The organism is Dactylosporangium cerinum (assembly GCF_042653625.1).
Lineage (GTDB): Bacteria > Actinomycetota > Actinomycetes > Mycobacteriales > Micromonosporaceae > Dactylosporangium > Dactylosporangium cerinum.
The window spans coordinates 1-19,920 of sequence record NZ_JBHSIU010000114.1; the positions used below are offsets into that span (position 1 = coordinate 1).

A 19,920-nucleotide genomic window follows, 5' to 3' on the forward strand; every position below is an offset into this window, starting at 1 on the left:
GGGTGCTGGCCGTGATCAAGGTCCTACGGACCTGAGTGCGCCACTTCAGGTCCCGGTACCGCCGGCGCCGAGAACTGGGTGGGTACGCCGAACGACGCTCCGCCGGACAGCGTCACCCAGGTACCGGTGGCGTTCTGCGCGACCAGGTCCGCCTTGCCAGGGAGATACAACCAACTCAAAGCCGTCATCGTCAGCGCCGACCCGGCCCTACACGACCAGCTGGCCGGCTGCACCGGCGCCGCCCTGATCCGCCACTGCGCCGACCTACCGGATACCACCCCCACCGACGTTGCCGCCGCCACCCGATACACGCTGCGCCGCCTCGCCCGACGCATCCAAACCCTCACCACCGAGGAACGCGAATTCCAGCAACAGATCACCGCAGTGCTCGACACCCACGCCCCGCAACTGTTGCAACGCAACGGGATCGGCCCCGACAGTGCCTCCGCGCTCCTCGTCGCAGCCGGCGACAACCCCGACCGGATGCACACCGAAGCCTCCTTCGCCGCCCTCTGCGGCGTCAGCCCCGTCGAAGCCTCCTCCGGCAAAACCAGCCGACGACGGCTCAACCGCGGCGGCGACCACCGTGCCAACGCCGCCCTCTACCACATCGCGCTGACCAGAACCCGCACCGACCAACGCACCCGCGACTACCTCGACCGACGCACCGCCCAAGGCAACACCCGCCGCGAAGCCATCCGCTGCCTCAAGCGCTACATCGCCCGCGAGGTCTACCACCTCATCCAACAGCGCAACCCAGCAGGCCAAACCCCACGAACCGCTTGACAAACATAGGGGCATCAGCGCCCTCTCCTTCTATGCGGTGGTCGGGTCCAGGCCGGCGAGCGCAAACCCGATGGCCCGCAGGTGATCGCCGCTGGTCTCGTTACGCACCGCGCCGGTCAACGCGCCGTCCGCAGCCTCCGGCCTGACCTGGGCCAGGAGGCTTTGTCAGCGACGCCTGCCGAGCGTCGGCAAGCCGCCGCTGACAGCTCGAACGCTATCGCCGTCCCTCGGTAAACCACGGTCAAGTCGACGCGCCGCAGCTTCGAGACGTGCACGTGACTCCGCACAGACCATCGGTCACGAAATTTGGCAGGTTGCCTTTGGCGACCAGGAGAACCACACCGCCGCCGACAATTGGGCCGCCTATATCTTGAGGAGGTCCAGGCGGCAGTAGCGCGGTGTGCACGATATCGGACCAGGGCGGTGACGGCATGGACACCTTCGGCGAATGGTTTCTGCTCGCCGAAGGTGACGTGCTCTCCTACGTCAAGGACGTGGCCGCACTGCGCTTGTTCGATGAATTCGGCATGCTGCTGTGGGACCTCCCGGACGATCAGTTCCGCATCGACCTGATGCGGAATGCGGATCGCTTCGGTTGCTCCTATCGCATGTTCATCAAGCGAGCCACGCTCGAGGCGCACCAACGCGGTACGCCTTCGTAGCCGAAACTGATCAGGACGTTTGCCGCAATGCCCGCCGTCGGACACCAACGGCGGGCATTGCCACGTAGTCACTCAGCCACTGAGCGTACCCATCGGCGGAGGCGGCGTTTGACGGTACGGGCGAGGTGGTCAACGCCGTGGGCGGTGAGGTTGGCGATGCCGCGTTTCAGGTTGGACCAGACGCCTTCGGTGGGGTTGAGGTCCGGGGCGTAGGCGGGCAGCCGGATGACCGTCAGCCAGTCGCGGCCGTCGATGAAGTCGCGCATGGCCTTGCTGACGTGGGTGTTGAGGTTGTCCCAGACGAGGACGATCGGCGCGTCCAGGCGTTGGTGCGCGGTGTCGAGCAGGGCGATGTAGTCGGCTTCGGTGGAGCTGGACGGCTCGCCTTTGCGGCCGCGGTGGGTGAGGGTGCGGTACATCAGCCGGCCGCGGTGGCCTTGTTTGAGGCAGAGCAGCCCGGCGATCGAGACCCGGCCGGAGCCCTTCCCGGTCACGGTCACCACCGGGATGTGCCCGCACCGGGCCCAGGTCCGGGCCTTCGGCGGTCGCAGCATCTGACCCGCCTCGTCCTCGAAGCAGATCCAGGCCCGCTGCGCCACCGCTCATCTCTTACCGACGGCCACCGCCGCGTATGCCAGTCCGCGATCTGCGCCGGGCCCTGTTCGGCCGCCCGACGAGCAAGGACCTGCGGGCTGAAACCCATGCGGTGCAACAGATACGACGTTCCACGCAGCGTGTACCGCACTCCGAACAGCCGGTCAAAGAGCTCGGTGATCCGCGCGAGGGTCCAGCGCTGGTCCGGGCCGAACCCGTGCGCCACCGGCCCTCGGTCCAGCGCGTCACCCAGGCGGCGAAGCTGATCGTCGTCGAGCCGGCAGGACGCGCCGCTGGAACCTTTCGACGCCAAGGCTTCCACACCACCCTCGCCGATCGCGCGCCGCCACCGGTACACAATCTCGGCCGAGACCCGCAGCCGAGACGCGACCTCCGCAACCGGCAGACCCTGCCCCCAACAGCGCGGCAGCCTCTCTGCGCACCGCTTCCCGCTTGGTCCGCGCCTTGGCGGTCAGACCGCCACCATGCGGATACCGCATCTCACCGGCATACCCACGCATCGACTGACGTCACCCAACGACGCCGATCGAACCCCACCGGACCCAGCACGGGCTCAACGCGTCCATCGATCCCACAACGCAACGGCGCCGAATGTAGCCGTCCTCGTCCCAGAAAGCCGAATATAGCCGTCCTCGTCCTAAAAATAGGCGTAAGCAAGGTATAGGCTGGATTTGCAACTCCGCGTGGAGGTGTCGGGATGGGAGCAGGCAAGGCGCCGCATGGCCGGGATCCGCCCGTCCGGGGTGAAGCAGTGCATGAGAGCGAACGCACTCGCGTGACTCGGCTGTTCCTTGCCGGGCGCACGGTTGTCCTCAAAGAGCCGTTGGGACCAGACGCGGAATGCCGGCTGCGGCATGAGGTGACGATCCTGGAGCGGCTGCGTGGTGTCGCGGGAGTCCCGCAACTGGTGGAGGCGCCGCAGTACCCGGGGGCAATCGTCGTGGACGATGTCGATGGCACAAGCCTGGCCGGGCGGGCGACGCCGCTGGCGGTTGATGACCTGATCGGGCTGGCAGTGGGGCTGGCCAAGGCAGTGGCGGGGATGCATCGGCGGGGTGTGATGCACCGGGACATCACGCCGGCGAACATCCTGATCTCCGGCGACGATGGCGCCTCCTGCCTGGTGGATTTCGCCTTGGCGACGCCGTTCGCCGAGCTTCGTCCCGAGTTCACGCACCACACCGAGATCGTGGGGACCTTGCCGTACCTGGCGCCGGAGCAAACCGGGCGGACCGGCCGATCGGTGGATCAGCGTGCCGACCTGTATGCCCTGGGTGCGCTGCTGTATGAGCTGGCGACGGGCGCGCCGCCGTTCGGCTGCGGAGACCCGTTGCGGCTGACTCATGATCATTTGGCCCGTGTGCCGGTGCCGCCCGCCGAGGTGAACCCAGCCGTACCCGCGCCGTTGTCCGAGATCATCATGCATCTGCTGGAGAAGGAGCCGGACAACCGATACCAGACGGCCGAGGGCGTGGTCTACGACCTGGAGCGGTTGCGGGACGCCGACCCGAGTGCGGCGGCTCGGCTGCGGGTCGGCGAGCGGGATGTTCCGCTGCAGCTGCTGCCGCCGTCGCGGCTGGTGGGACGCGATGACGAGGTGGCGGCGCTGGAGGCGGCGTTCGAGGAGGCGCTGGCGGGCCGGTGTCGTGGGGTGCTGGTCGGTGGGGCGCCGGGGGTGGGCAAGACGGCGTTGGTCGATGAGCTGCGGCCGGTGGTGACGGGCAGTGATGGCTGGTTCGTGGCGGGCAAGTTCGACCAGTATCGGCGCGATCTGGCGTTCGACGCGGTGTACCAGGCGCTTCGCGCGTTGGGTCGGCTGTTGCTGGCCGAGCCGGAGGAAGAACTGGCGCAGGTCCGCGAGCGGATCTTGGAGGCGGTCGGCCCGAACGTGGGTCTGCTGACCGCGGTACAGCCGGTCTTCGCCGCGCTGCTGGCGGTGCAGCCCGATCCCGGGGATCCGCTGACCGCGCAGGTGCGGGCGCAGCGCACGGCGGTGGAGGTGTTGCGGGCGGTCGTGTCGCGGAAACGACCGCTGGTGCTGTTCGTCGATGACCTGCAGTGGGCGGGGCGCACGCCACTGGGCGTCGTCGACCTCGTGTTGAGCGAGAAGCAGATCGACGGTCTGTTGCTCGTGGGTGCGTACCGCGACGGCGACGTGGACGCGACGCATCCGCTGGCGGCGGCACTGTCCCGGTGGCGGGAACAGCCCGCAGTGCGGCACCTGCGGCTGGGCAACCTGCCGGTATCCGGCTCTGTCGCCATGGCTGCTGAGATGCTGCACGCGGACCGGGCTGCGGCGGCGGGCTTGGTCGAGGTGATCAACCCGTGTACGTCCGGCAATCCATACGAGACGGTGGAAGTCCTCAACGCGCTGCGCCGCGACGGCGTGCTGTCCGCGACGGCCGCCGGGTGGCGGTGGGACGCGGCGGCGGTTCGCACTCACCTGGGCCAGTCCGAGGTCGCCGGGCTGCTGGCGGCGCGGGTTGAGGCCCTGCCGGCGCCGTCGCGGCAGGTGGTGGAGGAGATGGCGTGTTTTGGCGGGCGAACCGAGTTGAGCGAGTTGCAGGCCGCCGTCGCCGCGCCGCGTGGCGTGGTGGAACAGCGGCTGGCGCCCGCCCTCGACGAGGGCCTGCTGGTTTTGGAACCCGGGATACGCCAGGCGGTGCGGTTCCGCCACGACCGGATCCGGGAGGTGGTCCTGCGCGGGCTGGGTCCGCAGCGGCGCCGTACCCTGCGGTTGGCGATGGCGCGGCGGCTGGCTGGGGTGCCGGAGCGGTTTGCGTGCGCGGCGGAGCAGTACCTGCGGGTGGTCGACGCGGTCGACAACCCGGCGGAGCGGCGGATGGTGGTGGGTCTGCTGCGGCGCGCTGCCGATCAGGCGACGTTGATCGGGGACCACGCGCTGGTGAACGCGCTGCTGGCCGCTGTGCTGCAGCTTGTCGACCCGGGCGACGTCGCCACGCTCGCGGAGGTGCACACCTACCGCCACGCCGCCCTGTACAGCATGGGGCGCCTGGAGGAAGCGGACGACGAGTACCGCACGATCGAAGGGCTGTGCACCAATGCCATGGACCGGGCGGACGCGACGGTGGTGCAGGCACGCAGCCTGACCCACCGGAACCGTTTCGTCGAGGCGATCGGGCTGGGTATCCAGTCGTTGCGTGAACTCGGCATCACCGTGCCCGTTGCGGACCGGCTCTCCAGCGAGCTCGACCACCAGTTCGATCATCTGTACTGGTGGCTGGACCACATCGACGCCGCGGATGATCTGGCTCGCCCGGAGGTCACCGACGCGAGGCTGCTCGTCACGGCCCGTCTGATCAACGCGATCCTGCCGGCGGCTCACATGTCCGCCGACCACGCCACGCTCGCCTGGCTGAGCCTGGAAGCGCTGCGGATCTGGATCGAGCACGGCCCCGCCTGTGCTCTCCTCGGACCGGTGAGCCACACCGCCTTCGCCGCTGGCACAATGCGCGGCGACTACGCCGTCGGGTGGCAGGCGATGCGGCGGGTCCTGGCGCTGGGCGAGGCCCGCGGCTACGAGCCCGACACCTCGCAGGTGCGCTTCCTCTCCGCTCTCCTGAGCTGCTGGTTCGAACCGATCGAAAACAGTGTCCAAGCAGCTCAGCGTGCCCGGGAAGGGTTGATCGCGGGGGGCGACCTGGCCAACGCCGGATACACCTATCACCCGGCCACGGGGGGCCTGCTGGACAGCGCGCCATCGCTGGACGTCCACGTCGCGGAGGTGGAGGCCGGACTTGCCTTCGTGCGGCGGACCGGCGGCAGGCAGATCGGCGAATCGTTCGACAGCTACCAGTGGCTGGCTGGTGTGCTGCGCGGCGAAAGCACCATCGTAGCCGGTGCGGCGGTCCCCGCCGACAGATACGCCGACAACGTCCAAGCGCTTCTCCACGCGCATGTCACCCGCGCGCTCGCCGCCGCCATCTTCGGTGATCAGGTCGCGCTGGCGCGGCACACCACGGCGGCGATGCCGCTGCTACCGACTGCGGCTAGCCTCCACACGATCGCCATGGCCCACCTGCTGCACGGGCTTGCCCTCGCCGGGCAGGCCCGTGACAGTCATGGTGACGAGCGCGGCGGTCTGCTTCCCGAACTGGACGATGTGACTGAGTGGCTGGCCGCACGGGCCGCGAATGCGCCGGACAATTTCCTGCACCTGCTGCGGTTGCTCGAGGCGGAGCGGGCCTGGGCCGTCGGCGACTTCCGCGCCGCCGTCCTCGCCTTCGACGACGCGCGGCGCGAGGTCGCCCAGCGTCAGCGTCCATGGCATCAGGCCCTGATCACCGAACACGCGGCCCGCTTCTACCTTGCCCACGGCGTCGAACACGTGGGCTGGAACCTTCTCGCCGAGGCCCGCCAGGAATACCTCGCATGGGGCGCGACAGCGAAAGTCCACCAACTGGACTGGGCGTACCCGACCCTGCGACCACAAGCCGAGCCGACCGCCGGGCACGCCGCCTACCACCCCGTCGATCTTCATCATCGTCGCTCCACCGTCATGACCGGAACGATCGACCTGTTCGGCATCCTGTCCGCGTCGCAGGCGCTGAGCTCCGAGACCAACGTTGAAGGGCTGCACTCCCGTCTCGTCGAGGTGCTCAGCGCAATGACCGGCGCCACCGGCGTACACCTGCTGTTGTGGAACGGCGACCGGCAAGACTGGCAGCTGTCCGCACCCGGCGGCGGCGGCGACGGCGGCGTCATCCCGGTCAGCGGCACCGGCCACGAGCACATGGTGCCGATGTCCGTGCTGCGATACGCCCAGCGGATCCGTGAACCGCTGGTCGTGGGAGACGCCACCCGCGACGACCGCTTCGCCCGCGACCCGTACTTCACCGACATCACTTGCTGCTCACTGCTGGCCGTGCCCATCCTCAACCGCGGCACGCTGCGGGCGGTGCTGCTGCTGGAGAATCGCCTCATCCGCGGCGCCTTCACCACCGACTGGCTCGACGCTGTCAAGCTCATCGCCGGCCAACTCGCCGTCTCCCTCGACAACACACAGCTGTACGCTGCGCTCACCACGTCTCGTGCGCGGATCGTCGCCACCGCCGATCAGACCCGCCGGCGTATCGAGCGGGACCTGCACGACGGCGCTCAGCAGCGACTGGTCGCGCTGGCGCTGCACCTGCGCACGGCGCAGGCGGCGGTGCCACTCGAGCTCGACGCGCTCCGCGCGCAGCTCGACGGCGCCGTCGCCGAGACGGTCGGCGCACTGGACGAGCTGCGCGAGATCGCACGCGGCATCCATCCGGCGATCCTGACCAAGGGCGGCCTCAGCCCGGCGCTGCGGGCGCTCGCCCGCCGCTCGCCGATCCCGGTCCACCTGGACATGCGCGCGGAGGGGCGGCTGCCCGAGCATGTCGAGGTCAGCACGTACTACGTCGTCGCCGAGGCGCTGACGAACACGGCCAAGCATGCGCGGGCCTCGGCCGTCACGGTCACCGTTGAGACCGACGCCGTCGACGGTGTCCTGCGCGTCGCGGTTCAGGACGACGGCGTCGGTGGCGCCGACTTCGCCCGGGGCACCGGCCTGGTCGGCCTCAAGGACCGCATAGAGGCGCTCGGCGGCCGAATCTTTCTCCACAGCCCCCACGGGGCGGGGACCAGCCTGCGCCTGGAGCTCCCGTTCACCGCCGCGAGAACGGGCGGGAGTGCCAAGGTATTGATCCGTAACTCAAAGACGACGGATAGATTATGATGCATGGCTGTGATGGTGCGGGCGTCGATGCGCTCCCGTAGCATCCCCTCGGTGCCGGCGCCCGCCGGCTCGGGTGAGCAAGAGTGACCGCCTCTCCAGGTGGTCTGCGCCCGGCTGCCGTGGCAGGTGTCGGATGTCAGAAGGTGTTGAGGGCCCGGATGCGGTCGGCGACGACGCGTTTGGCGACGTCGGCGGCGAAGGCGATCCCGTCGAACTCGTGCGGCACGCCCGGGTGCAGGTGGAACTCGACCGGGACGCCGGCCCGGGACAGCCGCAGCGCGTAGGTGAGGTCCTCGTCGCGGAAGATGTCGAGCTGGCCGACCTCGATGTAGGCCGGCGGCAGCCCGGTGCAGTCGGCGAGCCGGGCGGGCGCGGCATACGGCGACACGTCCCGGCCACCGGCGGCGTCGCCGAGCAGAGCCCGCCAGCCGGTGCGGTTGTCGTCCCAGGTCCAGGTGCCCACGAACGGTTCGAGGCGCGGATCCGGGGTGACGTTGCGGTCGTCCAGCATCGGCATGACCAGGATCTGCCTGGCGATCTGTGGGCCCTGCCGGTCCCGGGCGAGGATGGACACCGCCGCAGCGAGTCCCCCGCCGGCGCTGTCGCCGAAGACCGCCACCCTGGCCGGGTCGACGCCGAGTCCCACAGCGTTTTCGTGCAGCCAGACCAGCCCCTCGTAGGCGTCCTCGACCGGCGTCGGGTGCGGGTGCTCGGGCGCGCGGCGATAGTCGACCGACAGGATCGGGGTGCCGGAGGCTGACACGTACCGGGAGACGATCCCGTCGAACAGGTCCAGATGTCCGAGGATCATCCCGCCGCCGTGGAAGTACACCGCCGCCCGGCCGGACCGGCTCCCGGGTTTGCTGTACCAGCGCAGCCGCATCGGGACGCCGTCGGCGGTGGTCAGCATGAAGTCGCTGCTGGTGACGTCGTCCGGGGTGGGTTGCGCGCCGTCGATGTGCGCGATCAGCCCCTCGAACGCAACCCGGCGGGCGGCCACGTCACCGACGGGTGGTGGGGTGGTGCCGGCCGCCGCCTCGGCGATCGGCGCGAACGCGTCCGCGACCTGAGCATCCATCGTGAAACCCATACGGGTGTCCCTGCCCACCGTGCGTCGCCTCGAACGTGCGACCCGGCGGCGGCCAGACTGGCGGCATCGAGATTCAGTGGCCCGGCAGCGTCATGACGGCGGCACCCTCCACCCGGTCCGCAGCGAGGTCGGCCAGTGCCCGGTCCACCCCGGACAGCGGATACGGGGTGACGGTGACCCGCAGCGGGTGGTCCTGCGCGAACGCCAGGAAGTCGTGGCCGTCCTGGCGGGTGTTGGCGGTGACGCTGCGCAGGGTCCGCTCCTGGAACAGGTGGTCGGCGTAGCGCAGCGGCGGGATGTCGGTCAGGTGGATGCCGGCCACCGCGAGCGTGCCGCCGCGATCGAGCGCGGACAGCGCGACGGGCACCAGGTCGCCGACGGGAGCGAACAGGATCGCCGCGTCCAGCGGCTCCGGCGGCGCGTCCGCCGCGGCACCGGCCGACGCGGCACCGAGGGACAGGGCCAGCCGCTGGGCCTCGACCGAGCGGGTCAGGACATGCACCGTGGCGCCCTGTGCGAGCGCGACCTGCGCCGTCAGGTGCGCGGACGCGCCGAAGCCGTACAGGCCCAGCCGGCCGCCCGGCGGCAGGTCCGCCCGGCGCAACGCCCGGAAGCCGATGATCCCGGCGCACAGCAGCGGGGCGGCGTGGGCATCGTCGTACCGCGACGGCATCCGGTAGATGTATTCGGCCGGCGCGACGCAGTATTCGGCGAGCCCGCCGTCGGCGTCCCAGCCGGTGTAGAGCGAGGACGGACAGAGGTTCTCCGCCCCGGAGCGGCAGTACCGGCAGGTGCCGCACGTGTGGCGCAGCCACGCCACGCCCACCCTGTCCCCCACCCGCAGGTCGCCGGTGTCCCCGCCCAGCTGCTCGACCTCACCCACCACCTCGTGACCGGGCACGGCACCCGGACGGTGGGGTGGCAGGTCGCCCTCGGCCAGGTGCAGGTCGGTGCGGCACACGGCACATGCGTTGACCCGGATCAGCACCTCACCCGGCCCCGGCTCGGGCACCGGCGCCGACGTCATCCGCAGCGGCCGCCCGTCGATCGGCCCGGGCCGGTCGACGCGCCACGCGGTCATCGTTCGCATCCGCGGCTCCTGCCCACCACGGCGGGCCCTACACCACACCGCGGGCCGGCAGGCCGAGGCGCTCACCGGCCCGCCGAGGGCGGAAAGGGCTTCGAGCACGGCCCGGCCGGACGGGACCATCGACCCTTCCGGCCCGGCCAGCAGCGGATGATCGTGGAGGGTGGACCGCCGTCGCATCGTGAAGGAGGCCGTCCAGGTAGTGCCGGACCGGCGCCCGGCCGCGGATCGGCTGCGTCCACCACTGGCACCTGCCCGGTGCTGATCGTGCACGCGCCGAAGTCGGCCTGATCCCGATGCTGCCGTGGCGGGCGGCACCGCGTGCCACGGCGCGGAACGGAGCACCGGACATCGCGACCGCGACGGATCCGTCCACCCGTCGTCGTTCCTCCACACCCCACCTGTGCGGGGGCGAACATCCCGCGGCCGGCGCCCACGACGGTCGTGGTCACCGCTTCACGAGGACGTCCCCGGCTCGCGCGCAGCGGGGAGATCGATGACGAACCTGGCACCGTGGCCCGGGCTGCCGGAAATCTCGAGGCGCCCGCGATGGGCCTGGACGACCTCGTTGACGAGTGCGAGCCCGAGGCCGAAGCGGCGTCGCTCGCGGTCGGCGTGGCCGCTGCCGCGGGCGAAGCGACGCATGAGATCGTCCGCTCCGGACGGATCGAGGCCGTCGCCGTCGTCGGTGACCGCGACACGGACCCGGCCACCGCCGCCGTGCGCGCCGACGGTGACGCTGCCACCCGTGTCGACGTGAGCCAGCGCGTTGTCGACGAGAGCCGCGAGGGCCCTGCGCAGTGAGGAGCGCACGCCCTGCACCATGAGCACGCCGCCGCCCGTGTCCGCGGCGAGGGTGACGCCCCGGCGTTCGGCGTGCGGGCCGACGGACGTGACCAGCTCCCGGACCAGGTCACCGGCGTCGATCGGGACACCCGCCGCCGGCCGGTGCTGCAGCTCGGCCGACAGCAGCAGATCCTCGACGACCTCACCGAGGGCGCGGGTGTCGGTCGTCAACCGTGCGACGTCCGCGCGCAGGCGTTCGTCGGCGAGGTCACCGGCGCGGGCGAGCCGGCGCTGAATCAGCTCGGCGCGGGTGTGCAGCACCGCCAGCGGCGTGCGCAACTCGTGGCTCGCGTCGGCGACGAAGCGCCGCTGCAGGTCCAGCGCCCTGCCCAGCGGCTGCACCGCGCGGCGCCCGAGCAGCAGTCCGGCCGCGCCCGCGACGGCGATGCCGACCAGTCCGCCGAGCAGCAGCGATCCGACCAGCCGCTCCCCCGACTCCTCCCGGCTGGTCACGTCGAGCAGCCCGACGGTCCGGCTGCCGTCGGGCCGGTCGACCGCATATGTCTCGTACTCGCGACCGGCGACGCCGGCGTTGCCCCGTCCGGCCCGCAGCCGCCCCAGGTCCAGCCGGGACACCGCCTCGGGCACCGCGGGGCCGGAGCGCACCGAGCCGGAAGCGTCGCGGTGCAGCAGCACCACACCGTCCGAACCGATCAGCTGCGGGCCGGCGGATTCGGTGACCGTGCGGACGATGCGTTCCTCGTCGTGGTGCTCGGCCCGCACGGTCAGCGAGTAGGCCAGGACGCTGACGAGCAGCACGGTGGCGGCGACCGCGGCGGCGACCTGCGCCGCGATGCCGATCGCCGCACGGCGGACCATCCGGGCGTCGGGTGTGCCGTTCATGCCGCGCCGATCTGGTAGCCGAGCCCGTGCACGGTGCGGACCACATCGCGGCCGAGCTTGCGCCGCAGGTAGTGCACGTAGGTGTCGACGACGCCGGGGCTCTCCGCCGCGTCGAACACCAGCGAGCGCAGGTCGTCGCGGCTGAACACCTGCCGCGGCCGGGTGGCCAGCGTGCGCAGCAGGGCGCACTCACGTTCCGACAGCGTCACCGCCCGCCCGGTGCGGTCGCGGACCTGCCTGGCGTCCAGGTCCAGCCACCGGTCCCCGACCGCGACCCGGTCCGCGTGCTGCTGATGGCGGCGGCGCAGCGCCCGCAGCCGGGCGAGCAACTCCGTGAGGTCGAACGGCTTGACGAGGTAGTCCTCCGCACCCGCGTCGAGCCCCTCCACCCGGTCTGTGACCGCACCGCGCGCCGTCAGCAGCAACGCCGCGGTCGTGACGCCCCGCGCCCGCAGCTTGCGCAGCACGTCCAGACCGTCGACCGCCGGCAGGCCACGGTCGAGCACGATGACGTCGTAGCGCCGGGTGAGGCCGAAGTGCAGCCCTGACTGCCCGTCGCCGGCACGGTCGACCCGGTATCCCTCCTCGGTCAGCACCTCGACCAGCATGTCGGACAGGTCCCGTTCGTCCTCGACGAGCAGCAGGGCGGGCGCGGTGTCGCCGGCGGGAGGCATGCGCCAAGCCTGGCACGGCGCCGGCTAAGAATCCTCGAAGATCGCGCTGCCAGGGTGGTCCACATGCCCGACTTCAATGGACTCCCGCTGCACCCGCTCGTCGTGCACGCGGTGGTGGTGCTGCTGCCCCTGGCCGTGCTCGGCGCCGCCGCGCTCGCGATCCGCCCGTCGCTGACCGACCGTTTCGGCCCGCTGATCGTCGGCGTCGCCGCACTCGCGACGGTGGCCATACCGATCGCCACCAGCAGCGGGGAGGACCTGGAGCACCGCGTCGGCGATCCCGGTGCACACGCCGAGCTCGGTGACACCCTCATCTGGTTCGCCCTGCCACTGCTCGCGGTCATCGTGGCGATGCTCTGGGCACGCCGCCGCGCAGCGGCCGGCCGGGCCGCCACCGGCCTGGTGGGGCGCGGCATGACCGATGTCGTGCTGTCGGTGCTCGCTCTGGTCATCGCCGCGGCGAATCTCGTGCAGGTCTACCGGGTCGGCGACTCCGGCGCCCGCGCGGTGTGGGACCGCACACCGGCCGCGTCGACCCGCGGCCCGGGACGCTGACCGGCCCCGGCCCGGCGGGCGGCGTCGCCCGAGGACCGATGACGTGCTCCGGTGCGGGCCGGCCGACGAACGTCCGCCGGTCGGAGCGCCGGGCGGCGATCGCCCACCGCAGCCGGTGATCGGCTAATGGCCGCCGCCGTCAGCGGCAACCGGTGGCCCGGGCAGGTCGGCGCACAGGCCCAGACCGGCGGAGCTTGCGCCGGTGTACGCGGCGACGTCGTGGGCGATGAGGGCGGGACAGGCCATGGTGCGCAGCACGCGGCGCTTGACGGAGGGGTTGGTCGGCTGGACCGCATCGGTGGAACACCGGGTGCCGAGCACCATGAGCATCGCCCACTGGGAGGCGACGATCAGCGCCTCGGCAGGGTCACCGGGTTCGCTGCGCAGCTCCATGTCGACCAGCGGGAATTGCGCATGCCACGGCTCGGCTGCCGACACGAGCGCCTCGTGGACGGCCGTCTCGTCGCTGGTCAGATCCGTGCAGTGCGGCCCGTCCGGGTGCTGATCCCGGTGCTCGCCGGGCATCCACATCTGCGGATGCTTCCAGACCTGGATGACGACGAGCCGCCTGCTACGACCGGCGGCCTCTTCGAACGCGAGCCGTAGCGCGCGGCGGGCAGCGTCGGATCCGTCGAACCCGACCACGACGGGACCGACATGGGGCAGCACCGCGAACGGGTCGGCCCAGCGTCTCGCCTCGTGCACGATGAGGACCGGGCAGTGCGCCTGCCTGCAGAGCGCGTCGGAGACGGAGCCGAGCGGCTCGGCCAGGTTACCCCCGCTGCCGTGGCTGCCGACCACGACCAGCCGGGCCCGCTGGGTATGGCGGCGCAGCACCTCGGCGGGGGCGTCGCTGTCCGTCACGCCGGTGGCGCAGACTCCGGGCCGCCAGCGCAGCGCCTCCTCGGCCGCTTGCCCGGCGATGTCGGCACCGCCGTCAGACGGCGTCGCGGGATCGCGCGCGTGCACGGCGAGCAGCTCCCTGCCCTTCTGACAGGCTTCGTCCGCGGCCCAGCGCAGCGCCCCGACGCTGTCCGCGGATCCGTCGACACCGACGACGACGGGTCCGTACCGGTACCCCATCAGGTGCCCCTCCCGGATTCGTACCGACGTGATCAACGAGCCCGGGCACTGCGCCCGGTGCAGTGGATGCAGGCCGCGCAGCAAGCCCGGTGAACCCACCGCGACCGCGGCTGCCGACGGCGAGGACCACCGCGCCGGCGGCGCCCCAGTGGCACGGTCGTGGCCCTTCCAGCCTCTTCCTGCCGTGCGGGTCACGCCAGGCGCTGCCCAGGAATCATGCCGATCGGGTGAGCTGGGACGGCGTCCCGCGTCCGGCAGCGCCGCCCCACGGGCGTGGCACGCCCACCCGCGAGGCGTCACGGTGGAGACGCGGCGGCGCACGACAGTGCCCATCGACCCTGCGGCCCGGGCGATCCGGCCGTGGCGCCACCGGTCGATCCGGCGCACAGTGGGCATCGGACGGCTGCGTTGCGGTGGTCGGGAGCGCCGATCGGCCAATGGGCCGTCGCACGGCGGTGCGGATGTGCCGATGACGCCGGCCGACCGGCGACCGGACCGGCCTGCGGAGGAGGGCTGACGGTGAGGACCAGGAACGGGGTGTCGGCGCCGCGCCGGCGGACCGGCACCGCTCGCCGGGATGCCACCCGATCAATGGGACATCCTTGACCGACGGGGGTGAGATCGTGCCGAACACCGTCACGGCTCGAGCGCTGTCCGGGCTGTGGGTCGCGCGGGAGATCGTCCTGTTCGCGGTGGCGACCCTGCTGCTCCTCTGCGGCGTGGCGGTTGCCGCCGCGGGCGCGGCCGGTTGGGCGTCGGCGGTGTGGGCCGCGGCGACGGTGGTCGGGCTGGCGTACTCGACCGCCGCCATCGCCGTGGCGCTGCTCCACCGTCGCCCGTCGGTGGACGTCGTCGCCTGGCTGGCGCTGGTGGGGGCATTGCTGGTCGGTGAGCCGCTCGCGGGCGCGGTGATCGCTGTCATGCTGTTCACCGGAGGCGTGCTGGAGGCGCGCGCTTCGGCCCGAGCCCGCCGGGAGCTCGGCCGGCTGGCCGCCGGCGCGCCCCGTATCGCGCGGCGCGAGGGGCCGGACGGCGTGGAGGAGATCCCCGTGGACCGGGTCGTGGTCGGTGACCGGCTCCTGGTCGGCGCCGGCGAACTCATACCCGTCGACGGCCGGCTGCTCGACGGCGGCGTGTTCGACGAGTCGGCACTGACGGGTGAGCCGCTGCCGGTGGAGCGCCGCGCCGGCGAAGACGTCCGCAGTGGTGTCGTCAACGCCGGCTCGGTGACGCGGATGCTGGCAACCGAGACCGCCGCCGCATCGACCTACGCGGGCGTGCTACGCCTCGTCGAGCAGGCCCAGGCGGGCAGCGCGCCGTTCATCCGCCTCGCCGACCGGTTCGCGCTGGCCTTCGTGCCGCTGACACTGCTGACGGCCGCGCTCGCATGGGCGATCTCGGGCCAGGCGGTGCGTGCCGTGGCCGTGCTCGTCGTGGCGACCCCCTGCCCGCTGCTGCTGGCCGCCCCGATCGCGATCATGTCCGGGCTGTCCCGGGCGGCCGGGCGCGGCGTCATCCTCAAGGGCGGCGCCGCTCTCGAACGGCTGGCGGCCGGGCGGGTCCTGCTGTTCGACAAGACCGGCACGCTCACCCGCGGCCGACCCGTCCTGACCGGGGTGGTCACGGCCTGCGACAGGCCGGCCGACGAGGTACTGCGGCTGTCCGCCTCGCTCGACCAGGCGTCGGCGCACGTGCTCGCGGCGCCCATCGTCACCGCCGCCCGCGATCGCCGGCTGGCCCTGTCGCCGGCGTCGGGCGTGCGGGAACAGCACGGCTTCGGCATTGAAGGTGTGGTGGACGGTCACCCGGTGCGCCTTGGCAAAGCGGCCTGGGTCGTCGACGGTCCGGCACCGGACTGGGTGCGCCGGGCCCGCCGTCGCGCCGCGCTGGACGGCTCGCTGACCGTGTTCGCCGCGGTGGACGGCCGGCCCGCCGGCGTACTGCTGCTCACCGATCCGCTCCGGCCCGACGCGCCGCGCATGATGCGCACCCTGCGCGACGCCGGCATCGAACGCACGGTCCTGGTCACCGGTGACCGGGCCGACATCGCCGAGACCGTGGGACGCATTGTCGGGGTCGACGCGGTGTACGCCGACCGCGACCCGGCCGACAAGCTCGCCATCGTCGGCACGGAGCAGCGCACGGCGCCGACAATCATGGTCGGCGACGGGGTCAACGACGCCCCCGCGCTCGCCGCCGCCGGGGTCGGCGTGGCCCTGGCCGCACGTGGCGTCACCGCCTCGGCCGAGACCGCCGACATCGTGCTCACCGCCGATCGCATCGACGGCCTCGCCGACGCACTCCTCATCGCCCGGCGCAGCCACCGCATCGCCCGCCGCTCGGCCGCCGCCGGCATGGCCTTGTCGCTGGCCGCGATGGTCCCGGCCGCGGCCGGGCTGCTGACACCGGTGGCCGGTGCCATCCTGCAGGAGGCGATCGACGTCGCCGCCATCGGCCTCGCCCTGACGGCCCTGCTGCCGGGGCGCACGCACACCGTCACCCTGCCAGCCGCCGACCTCGCTGCGGCCAGACGGTTGTACGCACAGCACACTGCGATCCGGCCCCTCGTCGAACAGATCCGCGCCGTCGCCGACGACCTCTCGGTCACCCGGCCCGACCTGAGGCCCCTGCGGGGGCTCCTGGACCGCCTCGAGACCGACCTCCTGCCGCACGAACGTGCCGAGGAGGACCAGCTGCTGCCGATCGTCGCGCGGGCTCTCGGCGGGCCTGACCCGATCGGGGCGCTCAGCCGCACCCACGCCGAGATCGAGCACCAGGTCCGCCGGCTACGCCGCGCCACGCAGGACATCGGCGACCGGCCGGAGCCGGACGACGTCGTCGAACTACGGGCCGGCCTCTACGGCCTGTACGCCATCATGCAGCTGCACAACGCCCAGGAGGAGGAGAACGCGTTCAGCCTCATGCCGTCGCCGACCTGAAGGAGCGTTCCGGGTCGACCGCGGCCCGTGGGCGACCTTGCGGGTGTGGGGCGGCGTGGCGCAGGTGGGTGGAGCACCAGTCCCGGCCATCGTCGCGTCGCGGTCAGGGCATCGCGGCGGCGATGGCGTCGGCCACGGCGACCCGGGTCGGGTCGGGGTTGGCCCAGCTCCAGTTGGGGTGGGCGCGGTTGGTCAGCAGCACCAGGACGAGCCTGCGGCGCGGTTCGACCACCAGTTCGCAGCCGGTGAACCCGGTGTGCCCGAACGTGCCCGGGCCGGCGAGGCGGCCCATGAACCACGGCTGGTCCAGCTCGAACCCGATGCCGTGGGTGGACGTCCGGTTGGGCCGGTCGACGTCGGTGGCCGGCAGTCCGGCGTTCTTGTTCGTGAACATGTTGCGCACCGCGCCGTCGGAGATGAGGCGTTTGCCGTTGTACTGGCCACCGCCGAGCAACATCTGCCCGATCACCGACAGGTCGGCGGCGGTGGTGAAGATGCCCGCGGACCCGGCCACGCCACCCAGCACGTTGCAGATGTCGTCGTGGACCGTGCCGCGCAGCAGCCCGCGTGAGGTCCGCGCGTCGGTGGCGACGAGCCGGTTCGCCTTGTCCGCCGCGCTGAGCCACCCGAGCGGTTTGAAGCCGGTGTCGCGCAGCCCCAACGGGCCGGTGATGTCGTTCTTCACCTGCTGGTCGAGGGGCTTGCCGGTGATCTTCTCGAGGATCTTCTGGGTGAGGAGCAGGCCGAGGCTGGTGTACCGGAACAGCGAGCCGGCCGCCACACCGTCGGCGAGAGGCGTGGCGATGATGGAATTCCAGCGGGCCGTGACGTCGGGCTGCTTCGAGGTCTCCGGGATGGACGGCCCGACCGGCAGGCCGCTGGTGTGGGTCAGCAGCATCTGCACCGTGACCGCGGCCTTCCCCGGCCCGTCGAACGCGGGCAGGTACTGCGCGACCGGCGCGGACAGATCCAGCTTGCCCCGGTCCGCCTGCTGCACCGCGAGGATGGTGGTGAAGATCTTCGTCACCGACGCGACGTCGAAGATCGAGTCGGGGCGCATCGCCACCCGCGACTTGGCCGGCAGCTCGACCGCCCCGGACCCGTACCGCAGCGCGTCGCCGACCGCCGCGTGCGTGGTCACCTTCCCGCCGACGTTGGTCAGGACGACCGCACCCGCGTAGCCCGGGTGCTTGGGGTTCGCGCTGGTCGGCACGAGGTACTGCTGCAGAATCTCCACGAGCTTGCCGCTGTACGGCGCCGCCAGCACCTGCTGCCCCGGCGCCGACGCGCTTGCCGACGCCGGCCCGAGCCCCGCGCCGCCTCCTGCGGTGTCGCCGGTCGCGCCGTCAGCGGCGGCCGCCTCCGCGCTCCCGCTGGGTGTGCCGCCGGCCGGGTCGCCCTTGTCCCCGCACCCGGCCAGGGTCGCGACGGTCGCGGCCAGCCCGGCGCCCAACACCGCGCGCCGGTCCAGCCGACGGTCTGACGACATGAGCCGCATTCTCACACGCTTCCCGCCCAGCCGCGGACCGTCGGGTCAGTAGACGACGAAGATCAGGTCGTGGGTCCGGCAGAACTCGAGCCGGGCGAGCACCTCGGTCTCGAGGAAGTCGCGGTCCTCCAGGTCCTCACGGTCGGCAAGTGCCTCGCGGAGGCCGGCGATGGTCAGCTCGATCGGCGTGAAGTACGACCCGTCGACCTGCAGACCGTCGGCCTCGACCGTGCCGGCCGTGTCGGCGGTGCAGTTCGGCAGGTGCAGGTCGTGGTCCAGCGCCGACGGCCAGTCCCGCAGGGCGTCGCCCCAGTCGCCGCCCTCCGCCAGGATCGGGGCGGCCTCCGCGTCGCTGAGCCACCGCACGCCGACCTCGCCGCCGTCGTAGGTGAACTCGACGACCCGCTCGCCGACCGTTTCCCGGAACCGGCGGCTCAGCCCGACCGCCGCGATCTCCGACAGCCACGCCACCGCCGGACCGGACGGCCCCTCGGACAGGTCGGCGTCGGCCATCATGTACAGCATTCCCGTCCCGAAACTGGTCACCGTCTCCCTCTCACCCGGCCGCCTCGAACCCTAGAGCACGGCGTTGCCGCAGCTACCATGCGCCGGTGGACACCGATGCGCGGCGGCTGGCGTCGCTGGACAAGATGCACGAGCGGCACCCCGCGGTGGCCGAGCGGGTCCAGCGCGTCCACGGCCTGCGCCTCCCCCGGCACCTGGCCGTCTTCAGCGCGTTCTGGGACAGCGCCGACACCGCCGAGCGCATGGCCCTCGACCACCTGATGGTGTCGCCGTTCGGGCTCACCGAGTACTTCGAGGACGGCGGGCTGGAGCGGCGGGCCCGCGACGGGATCGATGAGCGCCTGCACGCCCGCTATCTGTGCGACCCGGCCGAGTTCGTGACCGTCCTCAGCGGCGGCAGCGACGGGCTGCACTACGGGCTCTGGTACGACGACCCGGCCGACATGCCCACCTCCATCGTGCACAACTACGCCAGGGACAGCGCCGAGACCTGGGTGAACGGGTACCGGACACTGCTCGGCGAGCTGTACGGACTGACCGTGTCGGTCCGGCAGGACAGCGCCGATGAGGTGCGGCCGCTGCTGGACGCGCTGGACTGGTTCGTCGACGCGGACAACGCGGTGGTCGAGGCCGACGGTCCCTCCCGGTGGGCCGGGTCGCCGCGGGGGCGCACCGCCGTCTCGGTCTTCCCGCTGCTGCCCGCCGACGCCGGGGACCCGCAGCTCGACCGCTCCGACGCCCGCCTCGAGGACCTGCGAGCCGGTGGGGCCGAGGCCACGGCGTGGATCGGACGCGCCGAGGCGGAGCTGACGGCCGGGCGGCCCGCGCTGGCCCTCGCCGTCGGAGGGGAGCTGCACTGGCTGGCCCGCGACGAGGACCGGGAGGTGGCCCGCCGGCTCCGCGCCGACGGGTACCGCCTCCTCGGCCGCGACGCGATCGCCGGCATCGTCGACGCGCACGCCGCCAACGCCGCGCTGCCCACCGTCGACGTCCTCGTCCGCTGA

15 protein-coding genes are annotated in these 19,920 nt (G+C 72.1%); 6 read left to right on the plus strand and 9 right to left on the minus strand.

Annotation, left to right across the window (positions count from 1 at the left end):
- The first annotated feature begins 126 nt into the window (after positions 1 to 126).
- Positions 127 to 786 (plus strand): transposase, encoded by a 660-nt coding sequence (locus ACFPIJ_RS56185; protein WP_380127784.1) that lies wholly within the window; start codon positions 127 to 129, stop codon positions 784 to 786.
- Between the two features lie 431 nt (positions 787 to 1,217).
- Positions 1,218 to 1,448: a hypothetical protein gene (locus ACFPIJ_RS56190; RefSeq protein WP_380127785.1), complete on the plus strand. Its 231-nt coding sequence runs from the start codon at positions 1,218 to 1,220 to the stop codon at positions 1,446 to 1,448.
- 68 nt (positions 1,449 to 1,516) lie between these two features.
- On the opposite strand, the gene ACFPIJ_RS56195 is transcribed toward ACFPIJ_RS56190, so the two are convergent.
- The gene (locus ACFPIJ_RS56195) at positions 1,517 to 2,047 is read right to left on the minus strand and encodes a transposase (protein ID WP_380127786.1); all 531 of its coding nucleotides are present in this window, start codon (positions 2,045 to 2,047) and stop codon (positions 1,517 to 1,519) included.
- Positions 1,945 to 2,400: a winged helix-turn-helix domain-containing protein gene (locus tag ACFPIJ_RS56200; protein ID WP_380127787.1), complete on the minus strand. Its 456-nt coding sequence runs from the start codon at positions 2,398 to 2,400 to the stop codon at positions 1,945 to 1,947. The genes ACFPIJ_RS56195 and ACFPIJ_RS56200 overlap by 103 nt, the downstream gene beginning before the upstream one ends.
- Positions 2,401 to 2,760: 360 nt before the next feature.
- On the opposite strand from ACFPIJ_RS56200, the gene ACFPIJ_RS56205 reads away from it, so the two are divergent.
- The gene (locus ACFPIJ_RS56205; RefSeq protein WP_380127788.1) at positions 2,761 to 7,785 is read left to right on the plus strand and encodes an AAA family ATPase; all 5,025 of its coding nucleotides are present in this window, start codon (positions 2,761 to 2,763) and stop codon (positions 7,783 to 7,785) included.
- Positions 7,786 to 7,921: 136 nt separating this feature from the next.
- Here the strand turns inward: ACFPIJ_RS56205 and ACFPIJ_RS56210 are convergent, their stop codons facing one another.
- The 4 genes from ACFPIJ_RS56210 to ACFPIJ_RS56225 form a co-directional block, all read right to left on the minus strand.
- Positions 7,922 to 8,875: an alpha/beta hydrolase gene (locus ACFPIJ_RS56210; RefSeq protein ID WP_380127789.1), complete on the minus strand. Its 954-nt coding sequence runs from the start codon at positions 8,873 to 8,875 to the stop codon at positions 7,922 to 7,924.
- 73 nt (positions 8,876 to 8,948) lie between these two features.
- Complete coding sequence (locus ACFPIJ_RS56215; RefSeq protein WP_380127790.1) at positions 8,949 to 9,965, minus strand: zinc-dependent alcohol dehydrogenase family protein; 1,017 nt, start codon at positions 9,963 to 9,965, stop codon at positions 8,949 to 8,951.
- Between the two features lie 453 nt (positions 9,966 to 10,418).
- A complete protein-coding gene (locus tag ACFPIJ_RS56220) occupies positions 10,419 to 11,651 on the minus strand; it encodes a sensor histidine kinase (protein ID WP_380127791.1) in 1,233 nt (410 codons plus the stop codon).
- The gene (locus tag ACFPIJ_RS56225; RefSeq protein ID WP_380127792.1) at positions 11,648 to 12,325 is read right to left on the minus strand and encodes a response regulator transcription factor; all 678 of its coding nucleotides are present in this window, start codon (positions 12,323 to 12,325) and stop codon (positions 11,648 to 11,650) included. Before ACFPIJ_RS56225 ends, ACFPIJ_RS56220 begins: the two co-directional genes overlap by 4 nt.
- 63 nt (positions 12,326 to 12,388) lie before the next feature.
- Between ACFPIJ_RS56225 and ACFPIJ_RS56230 the strand changes: the two genes are divergently transcribed.
- Positions 12,389 to 12,880 carry a DUF2231 domain-containing protein gene (locus ACFPIJ_RS56230; RefSeq protein ID WP_380127793.1) on the plus strand — a complete coding sequence of 164 codons (492 nt, stop codon included), beginning with the start codon at positions 12,389 to 12,391 and terminating at the stop codon, positions 12,878 to 12,880.
- Positions 12,881 to 13,003: 123 nt separating this feature from the next.
- On the opposite strand, the gene ACFPIJ_RS56235 is transcribed toward ACFPIJ_RS56230, so the two are convergent.
- Complete coding sequence (locus tag ACFPIJ_RS56235) at positions 13,004 to 13,963, minus strand: universal stress protein (protein WP_380127794.1); 960 nt, start codon at positions 13,961 to 13,963, stop codon at positions 13,004 to 13,006.
- A gap of 623 nt (positions 13,964 to 14,586) precedes the next feature.
- On the opposite strand from ACFPIJ_RS56235, the gene ACFPIJ_RS56240 reads away from it, so the two are divergent.
- Complete coding sequence (locus ACFPIJ_RS56240) at positions 14,587 to 16,902, plus strand: heavy metal translocating P-type ATPase (protein WP_380127795.1); 2,316 nt, start codon at positions 14,587 to 14,589, stop codon at positions 16,900 to 16,902.
- A 103-nt stretch (positions 16,903 to 17,005) separates the two neighbouring features.
- Here the strand turns inward: ACFPIJ_RS56240 and ACFPIJ_RS56245 are convergent, their stop codons facing one another.
- The gene (locus ACFPIJ_RS56245; protein ID WP_380127796.1) at positions 17,006 to 18,391 is read right to left on the minus strand and encodes a serine hydrolase domain-containing protein; all 1,386 of its coding nucleotides are present in this window, start codon (positions 18,389 to 18,391) and stop codon (positions 17,006 to 17,008) included.
- A gap of 45 nt (positions 18,392 to 18,436) precedes the next feature.
- Complete coding sequence (locus ACFPIJ_RS56250; RefSeq protein ID WP_380127797.1) at positions 18,437 to 18,937, minus strand: hypothetical protein; 501 nt, start codon at positions 18,935 to 18,937, stop codon at positions 18,437 to 18,439.
- Between the two features lie 65 nt (positions 18,938 to 19,002).
- Between ACFPIJ_RS56250 and ACFPIJ_RS56255 the strand changes: the two genes are divergently transcribed.
- Positions 19,003 to 19,920 carry an ADP-ribosylation family protein gene (locus ACFPIJ_RS56255; RefSeq protein ID WP_380127798.1) on the plus strand — a complete coding sequence of 306 codons (918 nt, stop codon included), beginning with the start codon at positions 19,003 to 19,005 and terminating at the stop codon, positions 19,918 to 19,920.